Here is a 20,110-nt window from a genome sequence, read left to right on the forward strand (position 1 = left end):
CAATAAAGACCAGTGTATCGCAAAAAGCGCCCGCCGAGGCGGCGCGATACCGCAACGCAGGAGACAAGAACAATGTTGCAAAAAAACTATGATTACATCGTCGTCGGTGCCGGTTCGGCCGGCTGCGTGCTGGCCAACCGCCTGTCGCACGACAGCAATAAGCAGGTACTGCTATTGGAAGCGGGCGGCAAGGACAACAATCCATGGATACACGTGCCGGTCGGCTATTTCAAGACCATGCACGATCCCAAGCTGGACTGGTGCTACCGCACGGAAGCCGATGCCGGTATCGCCGGGCGCCAGCTGCAATGGCCGCGCGGCAAGGTGCTGGGCGGCTCCAGCTCGCTCAACGGCTTGCTGTATGTGCGCGGCCAGAAGGAGGATTACGACCGCTGGGCCGACCTGGGCAACGCAGGATGGAGCTATGCCGAGGTACTGCCCTATTTCAAGAAATCGGAAGACCAGGAACGCGGCGCCAGCGACTACCACGGTGTGGGCGGCCCGTTAAAAGTGTCGGACCTGCGCCTGCGCCGCCCCATCGCCGAACATTTTATAGCGGGCGCCACGGAAAGCGGCATCCCCTTCAATGCCGATTACAACGGCGCCACGCAGGAGGGCGTGGGCTACTTCCAGCAAACGGCCAGCAAGGGCCTGCGCTGGAGCACGGCCAAGGCCTTTTTGCGGCCGGCCCGCAAGCGCGCCAACCTGCGCGTGGAAGTGCGGGCACAGATCACGCGCGTGCTGTTCGAGGGCAAGCGCGCCGTCGGCATCGAGTACCGGCAGGATGGCCAGTTGCGCCAGGCGCGCGCCAGCAGTGAAGTGATACTCTGCGCGGGCGCCATCGGCTCGCCGCAAATCCTGCAATGCTCGGGCGTGGGGCCGCGCGCCCTGCTCGAGGAAGTGGGCGTGCCGCTGGTGCACGACTTGCCCGGCGTGGGACAGAACCTGCAAGACCATTTGCAAATCCGCCTGGTCTTCAAGACGCGGCTGAAAACCCTGAACGATGAAGTCAACAGCCTGTGGGGCAAGCTGTGGGTGGGCATGCAATATGTGTTTTCCCGCTCCGGGCCCTTGACCTTGGCGGCCAGCCAGGTGACGGTATTTACCAAGTCTTCGCCCGAGGTGGAGCGGCCCGACATCCAGTTCCACATGCAGCCGCTGAGCGCCGACAAGCCGGGCGAAGGCGCCCATCCGTTTTCCGCCTTCACGTCGTCCGTGTGCCAGCTGCGCCCGCACAGCCGCGGCCACGTATCGATCAAGTCCGCCGATCCCCTCGCCTATCCGGGCATCTACCCGAACTACCTGTCCGACCCGCGCGACCAGCAGACGGCGATTGCCGCCCTGCGCGTGGCGCGCAGAATCGCCGCCGCGCCGTCGCTGGCGCCGCACATCATTTCCGAGTTCGTGCCCGGCCCCCAGTTCGAGACGGACGCGCAGCTGCTGGACGCGGCGCGGCGCTTCAGCCAGTCCATTTACCACCCCAGCGGCACCTGCAAGATGGGGCACGACGCGATGGCCGTCGTCGATGACCGCCTGCGCGTGCACGGCTTGCAGCACCTGCGCGTAGTCGATGCGTCGATCATGCCGGAGATTGTCTCGGGCAATACGAATGCGCCCACCATCATGATCGCCGAAAAAGCGGCTGACATGATCCTGGCGGACGCCGTGCGCCTGCCCAAGGCGGCCTGACCCGCCTTTTTCATTCCAATCCCTGCAAGGAGGATGCCAGCGGCGGGCAGACGGCCCCGCTCCCAATGACTCGGCAAGCAGCCAAGCATCAGAAAAAAATACATAATCGATATCGATTGGAGACTAGATATTATGGATAACAATCCCAACAATCCGAAAAAGGCCAAAGAGCTACGGAAAGTCGTGATGGCCAGCGTGATCGGCGCCACCATCGAATGGTATGACTTCTTTTTATACGGCGTCGTCGCCGGCATCGTGTTCAGCAAGCTGTATTTCCCGGGCGGCGATCCGCTCGTCTCGACCATGCTGGCCTACGGCACCTTCGCCGTGGGCTTTTTGTCGCGCCCCATCGGCGGCGTGATCTTCGGCCACTTCGGCGACAAGATCGGCCGCAAGAGCATGCTGGTCATGACCCTGATGATCATGGGAATTTCCACCTTCCTGATCGGCGTGCTGCCGACCTATGACCACATCGGCTACTGGGCGCCTGGCCTGCTGCTGTTCCTGCGCGTGCTGCAAGGCATCGGCCTCGGTGGAGAATGGGGTGGCGCCGTGCTGATGGCGTATGAGTATGCGCCGCCGAAAGAGCGCGGCTTCTATGCCAGCCTGCCGCAGATCGGCCTGGCCATCGGCCTGTGCCTTGCTTCCGGCGTGGTGGCAATTCTGTCGTACAGCCTGACGGATGCGCAATTCCTGTCCTGGGGCTGGCGCGTCGCCTTCATCCTGTCGGCCGCCCTCGTCTTCATCGGCATGTGGATACGCCTGAACGTGATGGAAACGCCTGAATTCCAGGCCGTCAAGGAGAAGAATGCAGAGACGCAGATTCCGTTTTTCGACCTTTTGAAACGCTATCCCGGCAACGTCTTGAAGGGCATGGGCGCGCGCTATATCGACGGCGTGTTCTTCAATATCTTCGGCGTGTTTTCCATCACCTATCTGACCAACACCATCAAGATCGCCCGCACGGAAGCGCTGATGGGCGTGATGGCGTCGGCTGTCGTGATGTGCTTTTGCATCCCGTTCTTTGGCCGCCTGTCGGACCGTATCGGCCGCAGCAAGGTATTTTTCTGGGGTGCATTGATCACCGGGGTTTCGTCGATTCCCGCCTTCTGGATCATGCTCCACCACGCCGACAATCCGCTGCTGCTGTGGTGTTCCGTGATCATCCCGCTGGGCGTGCTGTATTCAGCCGTGTACGGCCCGGAAGCGGCCCTGTTCTGCGACCTGTTCGACGCCAAGGTGCGCTACACGGGCATCTCCTTCGTGTACCAGTTCTCCGGCATCTTTGCCAGCGGCCTGACGCCCATCATCGCCACCTACCTGCTGAAAACGGGCAATGGCGAGCCATGGCACATCGTCGGCTACATCCTGTTCGCCTCCCTCGTCTCGGCCGTCAGCGTGGCCATGATCGGCAAGGACGGCTCGCAGCAGGAAGGCAGCAGGAAGCCGGCGCACGCAAGGTAAGACATCTGGACGTAAAAAAAGGCAGGCCTCTCGCGAGTGCCTGCCTTGTTTGTTCAAGCTACAGCTTAGATAACAATTGTTTGATGCTCATCGCCCACGCGCGCGCGGATGGTGCCGATGCGCGAGACGGTTTCGCCGGCCGCTTGCAATTGCGCGATGGCGGCGTCCGCGTTTTCCTGCGAGACGATGACGGTCATGCCGATGCCGCAGTTGAAGACGCGGTGCATTTCGGCGTCAGCCACGCCGCCGTGCTGTTGCAGCCACGTGAACAGCGGCGGCATGGTCCATGCCTTCGAGTCCAGCTCGGCCACCAGGCCAGGCTGCAGCACGCGCGGAATGTTTTCCACCAGGCCACCACCGGTGATGTGCACCATGCCTTTGACTTCCATGGCGTCCATCAGTGCCAGCAATGGCTTGACGTAGATGCGCGTCGGCTGCATCAGCACGTCGGCCAGCTTGCGGCCGTGGAAGTCGCCTTCCAGGTCCGGCTTGGCCACTTCGATGATCTTGCGCACCAGCGAGTAACCGTTCGAGTGCACGCCCGACGAGGCCAGGCCCAGCACCACGTCGCCCGGGGCGATCTTGGTGCCGTCGATGATTTTCGATTTTTCCACGGCGCCGACGGCAAAACCTGCCAGGTCGTATTCGCCGGCCGGGTACATGCTCGGCATTTCCGCCGTTTCGCCGCCGATCAGCGCGCAGCCGGCTTGTTCGCAACCCTGGGCAATGCCTTTGATGACGTCGGTGGCAATGGCCACATCCAGCTTGCCGCAAGCGAAGTAGTCGAGGAAGAACAGGGGCTCGGCGCCTTGCACCAGGATGTCGTTGACGCTCATGGCGACCAGGTCGATGCCGACCGTGTCATGGCGGTTCAGTTCGAAGGCCAGGCGCAATTTCGTGCCCACGCCGTCGGTACCCGAGACCAGCACCGGCTCCTTGTACTTCTTGCTGATTTCAAACATGGCGCCAAAACCGCCCAGGCCGCCCATCACGCCTTCGCGCAGGGTGCGCTTGGCAAACGGCTTGATTGCTTCGACTAAAGCGTCGCCTGCGTCGATATCGACGCCAGCGTCACGGTAGGAAAGGGAAACATTAGAAGTCTGGTTCATGGTGTGGTGGCAGCGGAGGCGGTAAAATAGAAGGCGGATACCCGCCGGCACGCGCGCGCAAGCATGTTTTTCAACATCGTGCGGCAGGACGCCAGCGGGTGAATTCGGTCGATCAAGTCGCTATTTTATCAAACTGCCCCGCAATTTCGTAATTAACTGCCTTTTTTTAACGCAACAGCACAAACTACATGCCATTCGCCATCACCGCCGAACAGAAGCAAACAGCATTTTGGATCGCGGTCTGGCTGGCATTCTTGCTGCTGCTCGTCAGCCTGGGCCCCATCCTGACGCCCTTCCTGGCGGCCGCCATCCTCGCCTACGTGCTCAATCCGGGCGTGGACCGATTGCAACGCCTGCATTACAAGCGCTTTTACGTGCCCCGCCCGCTGGCCGTGCTGGTCGTCGTGGTGTTGTTTTTCCTCGCGATCACGGCGCTGGTGCTGATCGTCGTGCCCGTGTTGCAGAAGGAAATTCCCCTGCTGCAAGCGCAGATCCCGCAATTTCTGAACAAGGCGAACGACTTCCTGGCGCCAAAACTGCGCGACCTGGGTATCCGCGTGCGGCTCGACGGCACGGGCATCAAGCGCATGCTGAGCCAGCAGATGGCCACCAGCGGCGATGAAATCTGGAGCACCGTGCTGGCCTCGGCCCGCATCGGCGGCACGGCCGTGCTGGGCTGGCTGGCCACCGTCGTGCTCATTCCCGTGGTGCTGTTTTATTTGTTGCTGGACTGGCATCCGATGCTGGCGCGCATCGCTGGCGCCGTGCCGCGCCGCTGGGTGGGCCGCACCGTGGGCATGGCGCAGGAAGTCGACACCCTGCTGGCGCAATACCTGCGTGGCCAGTTGCTCGTCATGCTGGTACTGGCGACGTATTACTCTGTGGCGCTGGCCATCGCCGGTTTTGAAGTCGCATTGCCTGTGGGCATTATTACGGGCTTGCTGGTGTTCATCCCCTACCTGGGCTTCGGCCTGGGGCTGATGCTGGCGCTGATCGCCGCCCTGCTGCAATTTGCCGACTGGAGCGGCGTGATCGCCGTCGCCGTCATCTATGGTTGCGGCCAGGTCATCGAGGGCTTTTTCCTTACGCCGCGCCTGGTGGGCGAGCGCATCGGTTTGAATCCGCTGGCCGTGATCTTCGCCCTATTAGCCTTCGGACAACTATTCGGTTTCGTCGGCGTTTTGCTCGCTTTGCCCGCTTCTGCCGTCCTGATGGTCGCTTTTAAGCATCTAAGACGCCACTACCTCTCCAGCAGCTTCTATAATACCTAGTAAAAGCGGATATCATATCAACCTAGCAATACCACGATGCACATGCAGTAATGAAAAACAGGACAAGGCGTACGCCATGAAACAACTGGTGCTCGATTTAGGCACAGACCAGGCGCACAGCCTCGATACCTTCGAGGTGGGACAGAATGCCGAAGTGGCGCAGCTGATGCGCCAGTTCGCCGCGCGTACCTCGCGCGAACATTTTGCCTACCTGTGGGGCGAACTGGCCGCCGGCAAGAGCCATCTGCTCAAGGCCCTGGCCAGCACCGAGCGCGCGCGCTATATTTCGCCGTTCTCGATCGAGTCCGAATTCGTGTATTCGCCTGACGTGGATTTGTACCTGCTCGACGACTGCGAAAAGCTCTCGCCGCTGGCGCAGATCGATGCCTTTGCCCTGTTCAATGAAATCCGCGCCAACAAAGCCTATATGGTGTGCAGCGGCGCAGTGCCGCCGGCCGTGCTGCCCGTGCGCGAAGACTTGCGCACCCGCATGGGCTGGGGCTTGATTTACCAGATCCACGGATTGACCGACGATGAAAAAATCGCCGCCCTGACCCAGGCGGCCACCACCCGCGGCTTGACCTTGTCGCCGGGCGTGTTACCCTATCTGCTGTCCCATTTCCGGCGCGACATGCGTTCGCTGTCGACGATGCTGGACTCTCTCGACCTCTACTCCCTTGAAACCCAACGCCCGATCACCTTGCCATTGTTGCGCGAGTTGCTGCAGGCGGAAGCGAAAGAATGATGAATCTGGCCCTGTTTGACCTCGACCACACCCTGCTGCCCATCGACTCGGATCACGAGTGGGGCGAATTCCTGGTACGCATCGGTGCCGTGGACGCCGCCGAATTCACCCGTCGCAACGACGAATTCTTCGCCCAGTACCAGGCCGGCACGCTGGATCCGGTGGAATACCTGGAATTCTCGCTCGGTACCCTGGCGCAGTTTCCGCGCGAACGCCTGGAAGCGCTGCACCGGCAATTCATGGCCGAAGTGGTCTTGCCCGCCATCCGCCCCGAAGTCGTGGCCCTGCTCAAGCAGCACCAGGACGCGGGCGATTTGCTGGCCATCGTCACGGCCACCAACCATTTCATCACCAAACCCATCGCCGATGCGCTGGGCGTCGAGCATCTGCTGGCCGCCATGCCCGAATATGACGATGCAGGCAACGTCACGGGCAAGCTGCTGGGCACGCCAACCCTGGGCGCGGGCAAGCTGACCCACACCCACGCCTGGCTGGAAAAGATGGGCAAGGAACTGGGGCAGTTCGAGCGCAGCTATTTTTACAGCGATTCACACAATGACATTCCCTTGCTGTCGGTCGTTACCCACCCTGTAGCAACCAACCCCAACACCGCTTTGAGCGCACACGCATCCCTCCACGGCTGGCCATCACTCCACTTATTCAATGATTAAAAAATTCATCCGCAAGATCCTCGGCGTTAAAAAAGAGGCAGCGCGCGACACCACGGCACCCGTCGTGCTCGGTCCTGCGCAACACGGAATCGACCCGAAACTGGTGTCGTCGAATGCCATCCGCGTCACCAGCAGCCTGCAGGAAGCGGGCTTTGAAGCCTTTGTCGTCGGCGGCGCCGTGCGCGACCTGCTGCTGGGCGTGAAGCCGAAAGACTTCGACATCGCCACCAACGCCACGCCGGAACAGGTCAAGCGACTGTTCCGTCGCGCCTTCATCATCGGCAAGCGATTCCAGATCGTGCACGTCATGTTCGGCCAGGATTTGCTGGAAGTGACGACCTTCCGCGGCGCCGGCGCCGATTCGGCGCCCAAGGATGAACATGGCCGCGTCCTGCGCGACAACACCTTCGGTCTGCAGCACGAAGATGCACTGCGCCGCGACTTCACCATCAACGCCATGTACTACAACCCGGCCACGCAGGAAGTGCTGGATTACCATGGCGGCGTGGAAGATATCCGCGCCCAGACCTTGCGCATGATCGGCAAGCCGGAAGAGCGCTACCGCGAAGACCCCGTGCGCATGCTGCGCGTGGTGCGCTTCGCCGCCAAACTGAAATTCACCATCGAGCCGCATACGGCCGCGCCGATTCCCATCATGGCACCGCTGATCAACAACGTGCCGGCTCCGCGCGTGTTCGATGAGATGCTGAAACTCCTGATGAGCGGCCACGCGCTGGCCTGCCTGCAGCAACTGCGCAAGGAAGGCTTGCATCACGGCTTGCTGCCGTTGCTCGACGTAGTGCTGGAACAGCCGCTGGGCGCGAAATTCGTCACCCTGGCGCTGGACGCCACGGATCAACGCATCGCCGCCGGCAAGACCGTCTCGCCGGGCTTCCTGTTTGCCTCGCTGCTGTGGCACCAGGTGCTGGAAAAATGGACGGCCTACCGCGCCGCTGGCGAGTCGACCATCCCCGCGCTGCACCTGGCGGCCGACGACGTGCTCGATTCGCAAACGGAAAAACTGGCCCTGCAGCGCAAGATCGGCTCGGACATGCGCGACATCTGGTCGATGCAGCCCCGCTTCGAGCGCCGCGTCGGCAAGGCACCTTACAAATTGCTGGAGCACTTGCGCTTCCGTGCCGGCTACGACTTCCTGCTGCTGCGCTGCGCCTCGGGCGAGATCGACATGGACATCGGTGAATGGTGGACGGCCTTTTACGAAGGCGACGAGGAAACGCGCGAAGCCTTGCTGGTCAGCGCGAATGCGGCACCGGGCGCCGTCAAGAAGAAGCGCCCGCCGCGCCGCAGCACGCGCAGCAAGACCGGCACCGGCGGCGGCTCGACCACCGGAAGCGGCAGCGACGAATAATGGCAGTCATTGCCTACATCGGCATCGGTGCCAACCTGGGCGACGCGCGGGCGAATGTACAGGATGCGATCGCGCGCCTGGCGCGCCTGCCCGGCGCCAGCTTGCTGGACGCCTCGGCCAGCTACCGCACGGCGCCCATAGCTTCCAGCGGTGACGACTACGTCAACGCCGTGGCGCGCATCACGACCACCCTGCCGGCAGAGGAACTGCTGCTGGCCCTGCACGCCATCGAGGCGGCGCACGGGCGCGAGCGGCCGTACCGTAACGCCCCGCGCACGCTGGACCTGGACTTGCTGCTGTACGGCGATGAACAGATCGCCAGCGCCACGCTGACGGTGCCCCATCCGCGCATCACCGAACGCGCCTTCGTGCTGGTGCCGCTGCTGGCTCTGGCGCCCGCCATCGTCGTACCAGGCCTCGGGCCGGCGCAGGACTACCTGGCAAGCGTCGCTGACCAGGCCATCAGCCAGCTCTGACCCGTTTCGCTCCCATCCTCTACAATGCCGCTCCTGCAGCGCGCCGCATAAAGTACTACACTAGCGGCGTCGTATCCCTTTCACTCTAGAGAATACCTATGTCCGCTTATTTGCAAGGAACAGATCTGGCCGCAAAAGACAAGGCCGCCACACCGGCGCCGGCGCCATCCAGGCCTGTCGCCAACAAGGCCGTGACCATCCATACGCTGGCCACGCTGCGCGCCGCCGGTGAAAAAATCACCATGCTGACCTGCTATGACGCCAGCTTCGCGTCGCTGATGGACCGCTGCGGCGTGGAGATCCTGCTGATCGGCGATTCGCTCGGCATGGTCTGCAACGGCCACAATTCCACCCTGCCCGTCACCGTGGCCGAACTGGCCTATCACACCGCTTCCGTGGCGCGCGGCGCCAAGTCGGCCATGATCATGTCCGACCTGCCGTTCGGCGCGTATGGCACGCCCGAAACAGCCTATGCCAACGCCGTCATCCTGATGCAGGCTGGTGCGCACATGATCAAGATCGAGGGCGGCGCCTGGCTGGCCGAGACCGTCCGTTTCCTCACGGAGCGCGGCATCCCCATCTGCGCCCACATCGGCCTGACACCGCAATCGGTGCACCAGCTGGGCGGCTACAAAGTGCAGGGCAAGAGCACGGAAAGCGCCGCAGAGCTGAAGAACGACGCGCTGGCGCTGCAAAACGCGGGCGCCGCCATCGTGCTGATGGAAGCCATGCCAACGCAGCTGGGCAAGGAAGTGACCGACATGCTGACGATACCCACCATCGGCATCGGCGCCGGTCCCGACTGCTCGGGCCAGGTACTCGTCATGCACGACATGCTGGGCGTGTTCCCAGGCCGCAAGGCGCGCTTCGTGCGCAACTTCATGGAAGGCGCGGCCAGCATCGACGACGCCGTCATCGGCTACGTCAAGGCAGTCAAGGATGGCAGCTTCCCGGCGCTGGAACACTGCTTCTGATCTTCTGATCTTCTGATCTTCTTATCTAGCCTATTGAGGCGATATCGCCCCGGCACTCGCCGGGGCGATTTTTTTTTCACGCAGCGTTTCTGTCCGTACAAAGGCTACCTCCAGGCCAAAGAACTGCCCGATACGGTTCAACGTCTGGATAGTCGGATTGCCCTTGCCGCTCTCGATCTCCTTGATGACCTTCGTGCTCACGCCCCGGTGCGTCGCAAACTCTGCCTGCGTCATGCGCGAGATGGCGCGCATTTCCTTGACGGCGTGCTGTAGCGTGACGGCTCCTGCCTCAATGGCGTCGTAAAGCATTGCCCTGCGCTGCCGCAACTCTTCCTTGTCAACGGTCTTTTTCGTACGCGCCATGTCAGTGCTCTCCCAATGCCTTGAGCTGTTCGATCTGCCCGGCGATATGTGGCCGGAGGAAAGCAATGATGTCATCATCCACACCTGCCTCCTGCATATGCTGTTCCAGCGCAACCAGGTGCTGGGAAAATCCGTAGAGCGCGAGGCGGATCTGCTGGCGCTCCACATCCGGCATGCCAATCGTAGCCAGTATCGTCGTCCAGTCATGCAGCTCGTTTTTGGTATCCGGGTGATACCAGCGCGCCGCGCGTGGTATGCCATCCGGGTCCAGGTACATCGGCGCAAAATCGAACAGCGGCGTGAGGCGCACCTCGGTACCAATTTGCTGCACCGCCGTATTGCGTGCGTGATTATCGGTATTGCGCATGGCCAGGTTCAAGATATCGCGTTTGATAAATTCGATGGTTTCCGCAGTCTTGTCGCTGACGACGGCGCGCAGCGCCTGCAATAGGTCGAACTGGCTGGGCGTGGCTTCAAAGCCAACAATACCTGCCAGAGAAGCGGCGCTTTCCTGGTGCAGCCGCAGCACTTTTCCATCCCGGATGCGGCGGTCAAAACGGGGAATGAACAAGGTATCGTCCTGGTAGCGCAGCTGGCCTTCAGTGCGCAAGCCCACCGCGCGCGCCACAGTCATGTACGCGGCTTCATTTCTCAATACCTTGGCGTCGCTGGCGGTCTTTCCGCGCGGACGCTTGACGATGAAATGCGCAGCCGCGTACTGGTCCGCCAGGGCACTATCGGCATGCCAGAGACCAGCATGGTCGGTGGTCAGCAGATATTTCGGCGCCGCTCCTTGCACCCCCAGACTGCCGGCGGCCAACATGCCATGCATCAGCATGCGCTCATTGAAGGCATCGCCGCGACCTATGATCTCGTCCAGTGAAAAGCCGGGCAGTGGCTTGCCCTTGTCATGACGATTCATATGTTGTGCGTAGTACTGCACGGCCTCGGCGATGCGCACGCGCCCGACGGGATTGAATGCGCCGGCACACGCCAGCGCAAAATCGGCAGCCGGACCATCGGCAAGTTGAAGCTGCCCAAGCAGATATGTCCGTCCGCTTCCTTGGGGAATCAGGTCAAAGATAAAGGCTGGCCATTGCGCCAACTTCTGCATCTCTGCCGTGACGGGGAAACGCAGCGAGACAGGTCCACTCTCAAGCTTGAAGAAGGCATAGTCGAGGTCATACTCGAACAGGGCAGCGGTACGTGGATTGCCGCCTGCAGGTTCAAGCAAAGTCAGCGATGCGCAATCGTGCCACGCATCATCATGAAAAATTTGAAAATGGCACTGCATGGCGGCTCCACTGGATCTTTTAGTAGCTAATTGTGTTCAGTTTATCCTTAAATTAGCACTTATACGATCCAAATTTTAGCAGGTGCAGCGCCATGAAAAATTTAATAGAACCTAAAAGAACTATTTTAAGTCGGCAACACCATTAATTAGCCCTTTTAAGTACCCTTATAAAAATTATCCCACCTGTATCCACGTCGTCTTCAGCTCCGTGTACTTGTCCAGCGCGTGCAGCGACTTGTCGCGCCCATTGCCCGACTGCTTGTAGCCGCCGAACGGCACGGTGATGTCGTCGCCGTCGTACTGGTTCACGTGCACAGTGCCCGCACGCAGGGCGCGCGCCGTCTGGATGGCCTTGGCAATGTCGGACGTCCACACGGCCGCCTGCAAGCCATACGGCGTGGCATTCGCCTGTTTGATGGCATCGGCGATATCCGTAAAGCCCAGCACGGACAGCACAGGGCCGAAGATCTCTTCGCGCGCAATCGTCATGCCCGCGTCCACGCCGAAAATGGTCGGCTGCACATAGTAGCCGCCCGTCTCCGCGCGCACGGCGTCGCCGCCGCCCAGCAGCTGTGCGCCTTCCTGCTTGCCGGCCGCGATATAGCCCATGACAGTGCTCATCTGCGTGGCGTCGACGATGGCGCCCATGACGGTGGCTTCGTCGAGCGGGTCGCCGGGCTGGAAACGGGGCAGCATGGCCAACGCCTTGGCCAGTAATTCTTCCCTGATCGATTCTTCCACGAACAGACGCGAGGGCGCATTGCAGCTTTCGCCCTGATTGAAAAAGATGGAACCGACAGCCGCCGCCACGGCCTTGTCCAGGTCCGGGCAGTCGGCGCAAACGATGTTGGCGGACTTGCCGCCCAATTCCGTCCAGGCCCGTTTCAAATTCGACTGGCCCGCCATCTGCACGATCAACTTGCCCGTGCGCGTGGAACCCGTAAAGCCGATGCAATCGACATCCATGTGCAGCGCCAGCGCCGCGCCCGCCTCGTTGCCATAGCCGGGCAGCACGTTGAAGACGCCCGCCGGCACGCCCGCCTGCAGCGCGATGTCTGCCAGGCGCAGGGCCGTCAATGGCGATTTTTCCGACGGTTTCAATATCACGCTGTTGCCGGCTGCGAGGGCCGGGGCGATCTTCCAGGCGGCCATGATCATCGGGTAATTCCACGGCACGATGGCGGCGACGACGCCCACCGGTTCGCGCGTGATCAGTGCCAGGCTGTTGGCGGGAGTCGGTGCGATTTCATCGTAGACCTTGTCGATCGCCTCGCCATACCAGCGCAGGCAGTTGGCCGTGGCGCCCACGTCCACGCTCTGGCTGTACTTGATCGGCTTACCCATGTCCAGGGTTTCCAGCAGGGCCAGCTCGGGGCCGTTCTGCTGCACCAGGTCGGCGAACTTGATCAGTATACGCTTGCGCTGCGCGGGGGACTTGCCTGCCCAGCGGCGGTCCTCAAAAGCAGCGCGGGCGGCCAGCACGGCCGCGTCCACGTCGGCGCTGTCGCAGCGGGCCACCTGTCCCAGGAGACGGCCATCGATGGGCGACAGATTGTCGAAGGTCTGGCCAGACCTGGCCCCCATCCGTTCGCCATTGATGAAGGCGCGTCCATCGATCGTGAGCGCTGCCGCCCGTGCATGCCAACTGGTGTTTTCCGTCATGGTCGTCTCCCGCAAGGTGAAAACGCCAGCTTACTCCTAGTCTGCCAAATAGGCCGCAGACATCTGCTTGCGGCGCTGTCGGTCGGCGCGCGCCAGCATCACGGCATACACGATCACGGCGATCGTCACGACAAGAATGGTCAGCGCGGCAATCGCATTGACGCGCGGATCGAGCCCCAGACGCGCACGCGAGAAGATCACCAGCGGCATCGTCGTCGAACCTGGGCCGGACAGGAAGGCCGTCAGCACCACATCGTCCAGCGACAGCGTGAACGTCAGCAGCCAGGCCGAAGCCAGCGCCTGCGTGATGTTTGGCAGGGTAACGAGGAAGAAGACCTGATGCGCGCGGCAACCCAGGTCCATGGCCGCTTCGGCCAGGGATTTACTCATTTCCTGCAGGCGCGACTGCACCACCACGGCTGCATACGCCATGCCCAGCAGAGTGTGACCGAGCCAGATCGTCAGCACGCCCCGCTCGGGGAAACCGAAGACTTTTTGCATGGACACCAGCATCAGCAGCAGGGACAGGCCGATGATCACTTCCGGCATCACCAGCGGCGCGCTGACCATGGACGAGAACAAGGTACGGCCACGGAAGCGCTGGTAGCTGTTCAAGGCGAAGGCGGCGAAGGTACCCAGTATGACGGACGAGGTGGCCGACATGAAGGCGATCTTCAGCGACAAACCAAAACCCGAGATGATTTCCGTATCCCTCATCAACTCGCTGTACCAGCGCAGCGAAAAGCCGCTCCACACCATGTCCTGGCGCGAGCTGTTAAAAGAGAAGACGATCAGTACGATGATAGGCAGGTAGAGGAACAGATAGCCGAGCGAGAGCCAGCCGCGCCCGAACCAGCGCTGTAAAAAGGTGCGTTCGTTCATGCTTGTCCCTCCGCGCCTTGATCGGTCTTGTATTTGTTAAAAATGGCCATCGGCACGAGGATCAGCAAGACCACCAGCACCGTCACCGACGAAGCCATGGCCCAGTCGTTATTCGTGAAGTATTCATCCCACAGCACACGGCCGATCATCAACGTTTCCGGGCCGCCCAGCAGCTCAGGAATCACGTATTCGCCCACGGACGGAATGAACACCAGCATGGCGCCGGCGATGATGCCCGACTTCGACAGCGGCACCGTGATGCGCCAGAACGCCTGCAGGGGCGTGGCGCCCAGATCGGCCGCCGCTTCCAGATAGCGCATGTCCATTTTGACCAGGTTGGCGTACAGTGGCAGGATCATGAATGGCAGGTAGGCGTACACCATGCCGACCACCAAGGAGAACGAAGTGTTCATCATGTGCAGCGGTTCGCTGATGACGCCCAGCGCGATCAGCAGGTCGTTGAGCAAGCCGTGGTTGGCCAGGATACCCTTCCAGGCATACACGCGCAGCAGGAACGAGGTCCAGAACGGCAGCATCACCAGCATCATCAGCACAGGGCGGATCGATGGCCTGGCGCGCGCCATGAAGTAGGCGAACGGGTAGCCGATAAACAGGCAGATGGCGGTGGTGATCGCCGCATATTTCAGGGAGCTGAGATAGGTAAGCAGATACAGTTCATCGGCGGCGATGAACAGGTAGTTGGCGATTTTGACCTTCAGCACGACGATGCCGTCGACGTACGACAGCAGGCCGCCGAACGGGCTGCCTGCCGTGTCCATGTCGGACAGGCTGATGCGCAGCACGATCAGGAAAGGCACCAGGAAAGCGGCCGTCAGGAACAGCGACGGCACGGCGATAACGGCGTTGCGGCCCGTCAGCCAGCGCAAGGTAACGAAGTGGCGCAGCGATTGCAGGAGGGACGTCATGATGGCCTCAGCTGGTCAGCACGACGATGTCGGCGCCATCCCACCACACCCACACGCGCTGCTCGCGCCCGAGGCGCGAGACGTCGTGGCGGGCCGCGTTGGTGCGCGAGACTTTCACCACCGTGCCGCTGTCGAGACGCACATGGTAGCTGGTTTCATTGCCAAAATACGCCATGGCGACGATCACGCCCTGGGCGCAGTTGTAGCCGTGTTCCGCGGGCGACGCGCGCTCTTCCAAGGCAGGTGGCTCGATCTGGATACCGATTTTCTCGGGGCGCACGGCCACCGAGACATCCATGCCCAGGTTGCCCGTGATGCCGTGCGAGACATAGTGCTCGCCATCGGGCGTGGCGATCACCACGTGATCCGGTTCGTCCTGCGTGATGCTGCCGTCGAACAGGTTGACGCTGCCAATGAAGTCGGCCACGAAACGGCAGTTCGGCGTTTCGTAGATTTCACCCGGTGCGCCCACCTGCAGTATGCGCCCTTCGCTCATGACGGCGATGCGCGTGGCCATGCTCATGGCTTCATCCTGGTCGTGCGTGACCATCACGCAGGTGACGCCCACCTGCTCGATGATGTTGACCAGTTCCATCTGCGTGCGCTCGCGCAGTTTCTTGTCGAGCGCGCCCAGCGGCTCGTCGAGCAGCAGCAATTGCGGACGCTTGGCCAGGCTGCGCGCCAGCGCCACGCGCTGCTGCTGGCCGCCCGACAGCTGGTGCGGCTTGCGCTTCGCGTATTGGCCCAGTTGCACCAGCGCCAGCATCTGCTCGACACGCGCCGCCACTTCCGCTTTCGGCAAGCCGTCCCGGCGCAGGCCGAAGGCGATGTTATCCCACACGGACAGGTGGGGGAACAGCGCGTACGACTGGAACATCATGTTGATGGGCCGCTGGTGCGGCGGCACATCGACAATGCTGTTGCCCGCCAGGGCGATGCGCCCCGAGGTCGGCGTCTCGAAACCGGCCAGCATGCGCAGCAGGGTCGACTTGCCGCAACCGGAACTGCCCAGCAGGGCGAAAATCTCGCCCTTGTTGATCGTCACGGAAATATCATTGACGGCGCGCACGCCATCGAATTCCTTGACCAGTTGATCAATCAGCAAGAAAGGCGCTTGGGCGTCGCTGGCCGACGCGGCAGGTGTTGCTATCGTCATGTGTGGTTAGCTTCTGGGTAAGAGGGTGTCAAAATGAAAAACTGGCCGCTGTAGTAGCGGCCAAGATGGAAGTTTAGCGGAACTCACCCGCATGTGCTGTGAAAAATGTGAATTCTGTGGCGCATTCAGCAGAAATCCGGGGTCAGTCGCTTCGCGATCGGAATACGTCCCACTGGGACGTATTCCCCCGGCGGGTCTGACCCCGGTATTTAAGCCAGCTCAGAGCTAAACCCAGCCCTTCGCCTGCACGTCCGCATAGGTCTTGTCCAGACACAGGTGTATCAAGCCCACCATTTCATCGATCTGCGCGCGCGTCATCACCAGGGGCGGAGCGACGATCATGCGCTCGCCCACGGCGCGCATGATGACGCCGTTGTCGAACATGTGGCCGCGGCAGAGCATGCCGACGCCCTGGTCCTCGTCAAACAACACGTTTTCATGCACGGTGGCCCCCTTCTTGCGCACCAGGTTCAGGCCCGCGACCAGGCCGCAGCTGTCTGCGTAGCCGACCAGCGGATGTTCTCCCAGGCGAGCAAAGCACTGCTTCAGGTAAGGCCCCGTATCATCAGCCACCTTGGCCACCAGTTGCTCTTCCTCGATGATGCGGATGTTTTCCAGCGCCGCCGCGCAAGCGACGGGGTGGCCCGAATAGGTAAAGCCGTGCGTGAATTCGCCGCCTTGCTCGATCAGCACCTTGGCCACCCTGTCGCCCACCAGCACGCCGCCCAATGGCACGTAGCCCGAGGTGACGCCCTTGGCAAAGGTGATCAGGTCGGGCTTGATGCCGAACAGTTCGGAGCCAAACCAGCGCCCCAGGCGACCGAAGCCGCAGATGACTTCATCGGCGATCAGCAGGATGCCGTACTTGTCGCAGATGCGCTGTACTTCTGGCCAGTAAGTGCTTGGCGGGATGATGACGCCGCCGGCACCCTGCACCGGCTCGCCGATGAAGGCGGCCACCTTGTCGGCGCCGATTTCCAGGATTTTGTCTTCCAGCCAGCCCGCCGCTTTCACACCGAATTCCTCGGGGCTCATACCTTGGCCAGCTTCCAGGTAGTTCGGCTGGCCGATATGCGCAATGCCCGGTATCGGCAAGCCGCCCTGCGCATGCATGCCATCCATGCCCCCCAGCGACGCCCCCGCCACCGTGCTGCCATGATACGCGTTGTGGCGGCTGATGATGGTATGTCTCTCCTTGTAGCCGAGGAGATCCCAGTAGCGGCGCACCATGCGCAGGTTCGTGTCATTGCCCTCCGAGCCGGAACTGGTGAAGAACACATGCTGGAATTGCGGCGGCGAGATTTGCGCCAGCTTGGCGGCCAGCTGCGCGGCCGGCACGTTCGTCGTGCCAAAAAAGCTGTTATAGAAGGGCAGCGTCTCCATCTGCCGGTATACGGCTTGCGAGATCGACGTACGGCCATAGCCTACGTTGACACACCACAGGCCCGACATGCCATCGACGATTTTCTTGCCCTGGCTATCCCACAGGTAGACGCCATCGCCGCGCACCATCACCCTGGCGCCTTTCGATGCCAGGTCCTGGAAATCGGTAAACGGATGCAGGTAGTGGGCCGAGTCCATGTGCTGGATGGCGGCCGTGTCATACACCTGCGGCGCCACGTTTTTCTGCGCTACAGAGGCAACCAGCGCGGCGCTGGGCGCCAGCGGATTGTTTGTTGTGCTCATGCGTGCTCCTTTTAAACGTGCAATAACAGGTGTTCGCGCTCCCACGGGCTGATGACCGTCATGAATTCCTGGTGTTCAAGGTCCTTGATGGCCGCATACACGTCGATGAAGCGCTCTCCCAGCACCGTGCGCAGCTTGTCTTCCGTGCGCAGCAACTGCAGGGCCTCGGGCAAGCCTTGCGGCAGTTCGAACTTCATGTCGTAGGCGCTGCCCACCATCATCGGCGTCGCTTCCAGCTGCTCCGTCATGCCCAGATATCCGCAGGCCAGCGTGACGGCCAGGGCCAGGTAGGGATTGGCGTCGGCCCCGATGATGCGGTTTTCCACGCGGCGGTCCTGCACGCCCGATTCGGGCACGCGGAAACCCACCGTGCGGTTGTCCAGGCCCCACTGGATGTTGATCGGCGCGGCAGTGTGGCGCACGATGCGGCGGTAGGAATTCACATACGGCGCAACGATGGCCATGGCCGAAGGCATGTAGCGCTGCAAGCCCGCGATGTAATGTTTGAAGATGGGCGCGGCCGAACCGTCCTCGTTGCTGAAGATATTCAGGCCAGTCTTCGCATCGACGACGCTCTGGTGCACATGCATGGCAGAGCCCGGTTCACCCGCCATGGGCTTGGCCATGAAGGTGGCGTACATATCGTGTTTCAGGGCCGCTTCGCGCAGGGTGCGCTTGAAGAAGAAGACCTTGTCGGCCAGGCCCAGTGGGTCGCCATGCAGGAAGTTGATTTCCATCTGTCCGGCGCCGATTTCGTGGATCAGGGTGTCGACGTCAAGGTTCATCAGTTCGCAATAATCGTAGATATCCTCGAACAGGGGATCAAACTCGTTGACGGCGTCGATGCTGTACACCTGGCGGCTGGTTTCGGCACGGCCGCTGCGCCCGATGGGCGGTTTCAATGGCAAGTCCGGGTCCGTGTTTTTCGCCGTCAGGTAGAACTCCAGCTCCGGCGCCACCACAGGCCTCCAGCCCTTGTCCGCATACAGTTTCAGCACGCGCCGCAGCACAGAGCGGGGCGCAAAATCGACCAGCATGCCGTCGGCAAAATAGCAGTCGTGGATGACTTGCGCGGTGGGATCCGTAGCCCAAGGCACCATGGTGATGGTGGTGGGATCGGCTTTTAAAATCATGTCGCGGTCGGTGCTGGATATGGCGCGGTCGTAGCCGCCATCGTCGACCGGATAATTGCCCGTGACGGTCATGCCCAGCACCGCCTCAGGGATGCGCATGCCGCGCTCCTGGGTGAATTTCCCGCGCGGCAGGATCTTCCCGCGCGCCACCCCCGTCAAGTCGGGCACCAGGCATTCGATTTCCGTGACGCGCTTTTCATTGAGCCACAAATCCATATCCGTATAGGTAAAATTTTCGCGTATTGCCATGTTTCCCTCTCGCTGGTCTTGATCAAACGCCGCGCAGTGCTGGTGCGGCGCGCCTGTCATCCTTGCCTGTCATTCTTTCTTTCTGCGCTGCTGTTCCTGGTAATCGCGGCACGCCTGGCCGAAGGCGCCAAAGAGCAGCATCGACTGCGGATGGTCTTCCACCTGCCATTCCGGGTGCCATTGCACGGCCAGCGTAAAACCGGCGGCGCTGGCTACCGTATAGGCTTCCACCAGGCCGTCGTCGGCCAAGGCTTCCACCAGCAAGCCATCGGCCAGCCGGGCAATGCCCTGGCCATGCAGGGAGTTGACCATCATCTCGCTCTCGCCGCCCAGCAGGCCGTCCGGCATCAACTTGATGCGGTGCGCGGGCGCGTACTGGCGCGCCAGGGGATCGAGCACATTCTCGCGGTGGTCGAGCATGCCCGGCACCGCATGCACGGCCTGGTGCAGGCTGCCGCCCAGGGCCACGTTGACTTCCTGGAAGCCGCGGCAAATGGCGAACAGGGGCAGCTGGCGCGCCAGCGCGGTGCGGATCAAGGGCAAGGTGGTGGCGTCGCGTGCGAGGTCTTGCGGCAGATCGGGATGGAGAATCTCTTCGCCATACAGGCGGGCGTCGACGTTCGAGGCGGAACCGGTCAGCATGACGCCATCGGCAATCTGCAGCGCCGCTTCCAGGTCCGCATCCGCGCCCAGGGCGGGCAGCAAAAGCGGCATGCAGCCGGCACCGTGCAGCACGGCATGCAGGTATTTGTCCTGCGCCATGTGCCAGGCGTGACTGCCCAACTGGCGCTGGCAGGCGGGAACGAGAACGATGGGACGGCGCATAGAGTGCTACCTCGCTGGCGTGACGATCCAATGACAGCGCCATGACAGCGCTGCCGCTCGCTACACTGTACAGCAGAGCCGCTAGAAACGGCCACACGTGGCCAACGGCGGCACACATCGCCTACACTACGGCTTTGCAATTTTGCTTTTGTTCAAATCATCATAT

The 20,110-nt window shown here is 61.7% G+C and carries 18 protein-coding genes; 8 read left to right on the forward strand and 10 right to left on the reverse strand.

Going from position 1 to position 20,110, the window contains the following annotated elements:
• Window positions 1-72: 72 nt before the first annotated feature.
• Window positions 73-1,689: a GMC family oxidoreductase gene (locus ACQ4WZ_RS17265; RefSeq protein ID WP_436574060.1), complete on the forward strand. Its 1,617-nt coding sequence runs from the start codon at window positions 73-75 to the stop codon at window positions 1,687-1,689.
• 132 nt (window positions 1,690-1,821) lie between these two features.
• Entirely contained in the window at window positions 1,822-3,153 is a 1,332-nt protein-coding gene (locus tag ACQ4WZ_RS17270; RefSeq protein WP_436574061.1) for an MFS transporter, read from the forward strand.
• Window positions 3,154-3,218: 65 nt separating this feature from the next.
• Here the strand turns inward: ACQ4WZ_RS17270 and purM are convergent, their stop codons facing one another.
• Window positions 3,219-4,262, reverse strand: coding sequence for a phosphoribosylformylglycinamidine cyclo-ligase (purM, locus tag ACQ4WZ_RS17275; protein WP_034788683.1), 1,044 nt, complete (start codon window positions 4,260-4,262; stop codon window positions 3,219-3,221).
• A gap of 188 nt (window positions 4,263-4,450) precedes the next feature.
• On the opposite strand from purM, the gene ACQ4WZ_RS17280 reads away from it, so the two are divergent.
• From ACQ4WZ_RS17280 to panB, 6 genes are all read left to right on the forward strand, one after another.
• Complete coding sequence (locus ACQ4WZ_RS17280; protein WP_133989202.1) at window positions 4,451-5,533, forward strand: AI-2E family transporter; 1,083 nt, start codon at window positions 4,451-4,453, stop codon at window positions 5,531-5,533.
• A gap of 76 nt (window positions 5,534-5,609) precedes the next feature.
• On the forward strand, window positions 5,610-6,278 hold the full coding sequence (gene hda, locus ACQ4WZ_RS17285; RefSeq protein WP_034788687.1) for a DnaA regulatory inactivator Hda: 669 nt from the start codon (window positions 5,610-5,612) through the stop codon (window positions 6,276-6,278).
• Complete coding sequence (locus ACQ4WZ_RS17290; protein WP_070220747.1) at window positions 6,278-6,949, forward strand: histidinol-phosphatase; 672 nt, start codon at window positions 6,278-6,280, stop codon at window positions 6,947-6,949. The genes hda and ACQ4WZ_RS17290 overlap by 1 nt, the downstream gene beginning before the upstream one ends.
• Complete coding sequence (gene pcnB, locus ACQ4WZ_RS17295; RefSeq protein ID WP_101482948.1) at window positions 6,942-8,318, forward strand: polynucleotide adenylyltransferase PcnB; 1,377 nt, start codon at window positions 6,942-6,944, stop codon at window positions 8,316-8,318. Before ACQ4WZ_RS17290 ends, pcnB begins: the two co-directional genes overlap by 8 nt.
• Window positions 8,318-8,794: a 2-amino-4-hydroxy-6-hydroxymethyldihydropteridine diphosphokinase gene (folK, locus tag ACQ4WZ_RS17300; protein WP_436574062.1), complete on the forward strand. Its 477-nt coding sequence runs from the start codon at window positions 8,318-8,320 to the stop codon at window positions 8,792-8,794. Before pcnB ends, folK begins: the two co-directional genes overlap by 1 nt.
• A 98-nt stretch (window positions 8,795-8,892) precedes the next feature.
• Window positions 8,893-9,768, forward strand: coding sequence for a 3-methyl-2-oxobutanoate hydroxymethyltransferase (panB, locus tag ACQ4WZ_RS17305; protein ID WP_180338537.1), 876 nt, complete (start codon window positions 8,893-8,895; stop codon window positions 9,766-9,768).
• 30 nt (window positions 9,769-9,798) lie between these two features.
• On the opposite strand, the gene ACQ4WZ_RS17310 is transcribed toward panB, so the two are convergent.
• The 9 genes from ACQ4WZ_RS17310 to ACQ4WZ_RS17350 form a co-directional block, all read right to left on the reverse strand.
• Window positions 9,799-10,131: a helix-turn-helix transcriptional regulator gene (locus ACQ4WZ_RS17310; protein ID WP_436574063.1), complete on the reverse strand. Its 333-nt coding sequence runs from the start codon at window positions 10,129-10,131 to the stop codon at window positions 9,799-9,801.
• A 1-nt stretch (window position 10,132) separates the two neighbouring features.
• A complete protein-coding gene (locus tag ACQ4WZ_RS17315) occupies window positions 10,133-11,425 on the reverse strand; it encodes a type II toxin-antitoxin system HipA family toxin (protein ID WP_436574064.1) in 1,293 nt (430 codons plus the stop codon).
• Between the two features lie 174 nt (window positions 11,426-11,599).
• The gene (locus ACQ4WZ_RS17320; protein ID WP_436574065.1) at window positions 11,600-13,087 is read right to left on the reverse strand and encodes an aldehyde dehydrogenase; all 1,488 of its coding nucleotides are present in this window, start codon (window positions 13,085-13,087) and stop codon (window positions 11,600-11,602) included.
• Window positions 13,088-13,123: 36 nt separating this feature from the next.
• Window positions 13,124-13,969 (reverse strand): ABC transporter permease, encoded by an 846-nt coding sequence (locus tag ACQ4WZ_RS17325; RefSeq protein ID WP_436574066.1) that lies wholly within the window; start codon window positions 13,967-13,969, stop codon window positions 13,124-13,126.
• Window positions 13,966-14,895, reverse strand: a complete 930-nt coding sequence (locus tag ACQ4WZ_RS17330) for an ABC transporter permease subunit (RefSeq protein WP_101482954.1) — start codon at window positions 14,893-14,895, stop codon at window positions 13,966-13,968. Before ACQ4WZ_RS17330 ends, ACQ4WZ_RS17325 begins: the two co-directional genes overlap by 4 nt.
• 7 nt (window positions 14,896-14,902) lie before the next feature.
• Entirely contained in the window at window positions 14,903-16,051 is a 1,149-nt protein-coding gene (locus ACQ4WZ_RS17335; RefSeq protein ID WP_436574067.1) for an ABC transporter ATP-binding protein, read from the reverse strand.
• Between the two features lie 225 nt (window positions 16,052-16,276).
• Window positions 16,277-17,737: an aspartate aminotransferase family protein gene (locus tag ACQ4WZ_RS17340; protein ID WP_436574068.1), complete on the reverse strand. Its 1,461-nt coding sequence runs from the start codon at window positions 17,735-17,737 to the stop codon at window positions 16,277-16,279.
• Window positions 17,738-17,748: 11 nt separating this feature from the next.
• A complete protein-coding gene (locus tag ACQ4WZ_RS17345) occupies window positions 17,749-19,119 on the reverse strand; it encodes a glutamine synthetase family protein (RefSeq protein WP_101484750.1) in 1,371 nt (456 codons plus the stop codon).
• A 69-nt stretch (window positions 19,120-19,188) separates the two neighbouring features.
• Entirely contained in the window at window positions 19,189-19,944 is a 756-nt protein-coding gene (locus tag ACQ4WZ_RS17350) for a gamma-glutamyl-gamma-aminobutyrate hydrolase family protein (protein ID WP_436574069.1), read from the reverse strand.
• Window positions 19,945-20,110: the final 166 nt, after the last annotated feature.

Origin of the sequence: Janthinobacterium darwini, from assembly GCF_051380905.1 — a bacterium.
GTDB lineage: Bacteria > Pseudomonadota > Gammaproteobacteria > Burkholderiales > Burkholderiaceae_D > Janthinobacterium.

Coding starts and splice junctions, on each gene's coding strand:
- purM (WP_034788683.1), bottom strand. CDS start 4,262: ATGAACCAGACTTCTAATGTTTCCCTTTCCTACCGTGACGCTGGCGTC.
- ACQ4WZ_RS17280 (WP_133989202.1), top strand. CDS start 4,451: ATGCCATTCGCCATCACCGCCGAACAGAAGCAAACAGCATTTTGGATC.
- ACQ4WZ_RS17345 (WP_101484750.1), bottom strand. CDS start 19,119: ATGGCAATACGCGAAAATTTTACCTATACGGATATGGATTTGTGGCTC.
- ACQ4WZ_RS17350 (WP_436574069.1), bottom strand. CDS start 19,944: ATGCGCCGTCCCATCGTTCTCGTTCCCGCCTGCCAGCGCCAGTTGGGC.
- folK (WP_436574062.1), top strand. CDS start 8,318: ATGGCAGTCATTGCCTACATCGGCATCGGTGCCAACCTGGGCGACGCG.
- panB (WP_180338537.1), top strand. CDS start 8,893: ATGTCCGCTTATTTGCAAGGAACAGATCTGGCCGCAAAAGACAAGGCC.
- ACQ4WZ_RS17330 (WP_101482954.1), bottom strand. CDS start 14,895: ATGACGTCCCTCCTGCAATCGCTGCGCCACTTCGTTACCTTGCGCTGG.
- ACQ4WZ_RS17270 (WP_436574061.1), top strand. CDS start 1,822: ATGGATAACAATCCCAACAATCCGAAAAAGGCCAAAGAGCTACGGAAA.
- hda (WP_034788687.1), top strand. CDS start 5,610: ATGAAACAACTGGTGCTCGATTTAGGCACAGACCAGGCGCACAGCCTC.
- ACQ4WZ_RS17310 (WP_436574063.1), bottom strand. CDS start 10,131: ATGGCGCGTACGAAAAAGACCGTTGACAAGGAAGAGTTGCGGCAGCGC.
- ACQ4WZ_RS17320 (WP_436574065.1), bottom strand. CDS start 13,087: ATGACGGAAAACACCAGTTGGCATGCACGGGCGGCAGCGCTCACGATC.
- ACQ4WZ_RS17290 (WP_070220747.1), top strand. CDS start 6,278: ATGAATCTGGCCCTGTTTGACCTCGACCACACCCTGCTGCCCATCGAC.
- ACQ4WZ_RS17340 (WP_436574068.1), bottom strand. CDS start 17,737: ATGAGCACAACAAACAATCCGCTGGCGCCCAGCGCCGCGCTGGTTGCC.
- ACQ4WZ_RS17325 (WP_436574066.1), bottom strand. CDS start 13,969: ATGAACGAACGCACCTTTTTACAGCGCTGGTTCGGGCGCGGCTGGCTC.
- ACQ4WZ_RS17315 (WP_436574064.1), bottom strand. CDS start 11,425: ATGCAGTGCCATTTTCAAATTTTTCATGATGATGCGTGGCACGATTGC.
- pcnB (WP_101482948.1), top strand. CDS start 6,942: ATGATTAAAAAATTCATCCGCAAGATCCTCGGCGTTAAAAAAGAGGCA.
- ACQ4WZ_RS17265 (WP_436574060.1), top strand. CDS start 73: ATGTTGCAAAAAAACTATGATTACATCGTCGTCGGTGCCGGTTCGGCC.
- ACQ4WZ_RS17335 (WP_436574067.1), bottom strand. CDS start 16,051: ATGACGATAGCAACACCTGCCGCGTCGGCCAGCGACGCCCAAGCGCCT.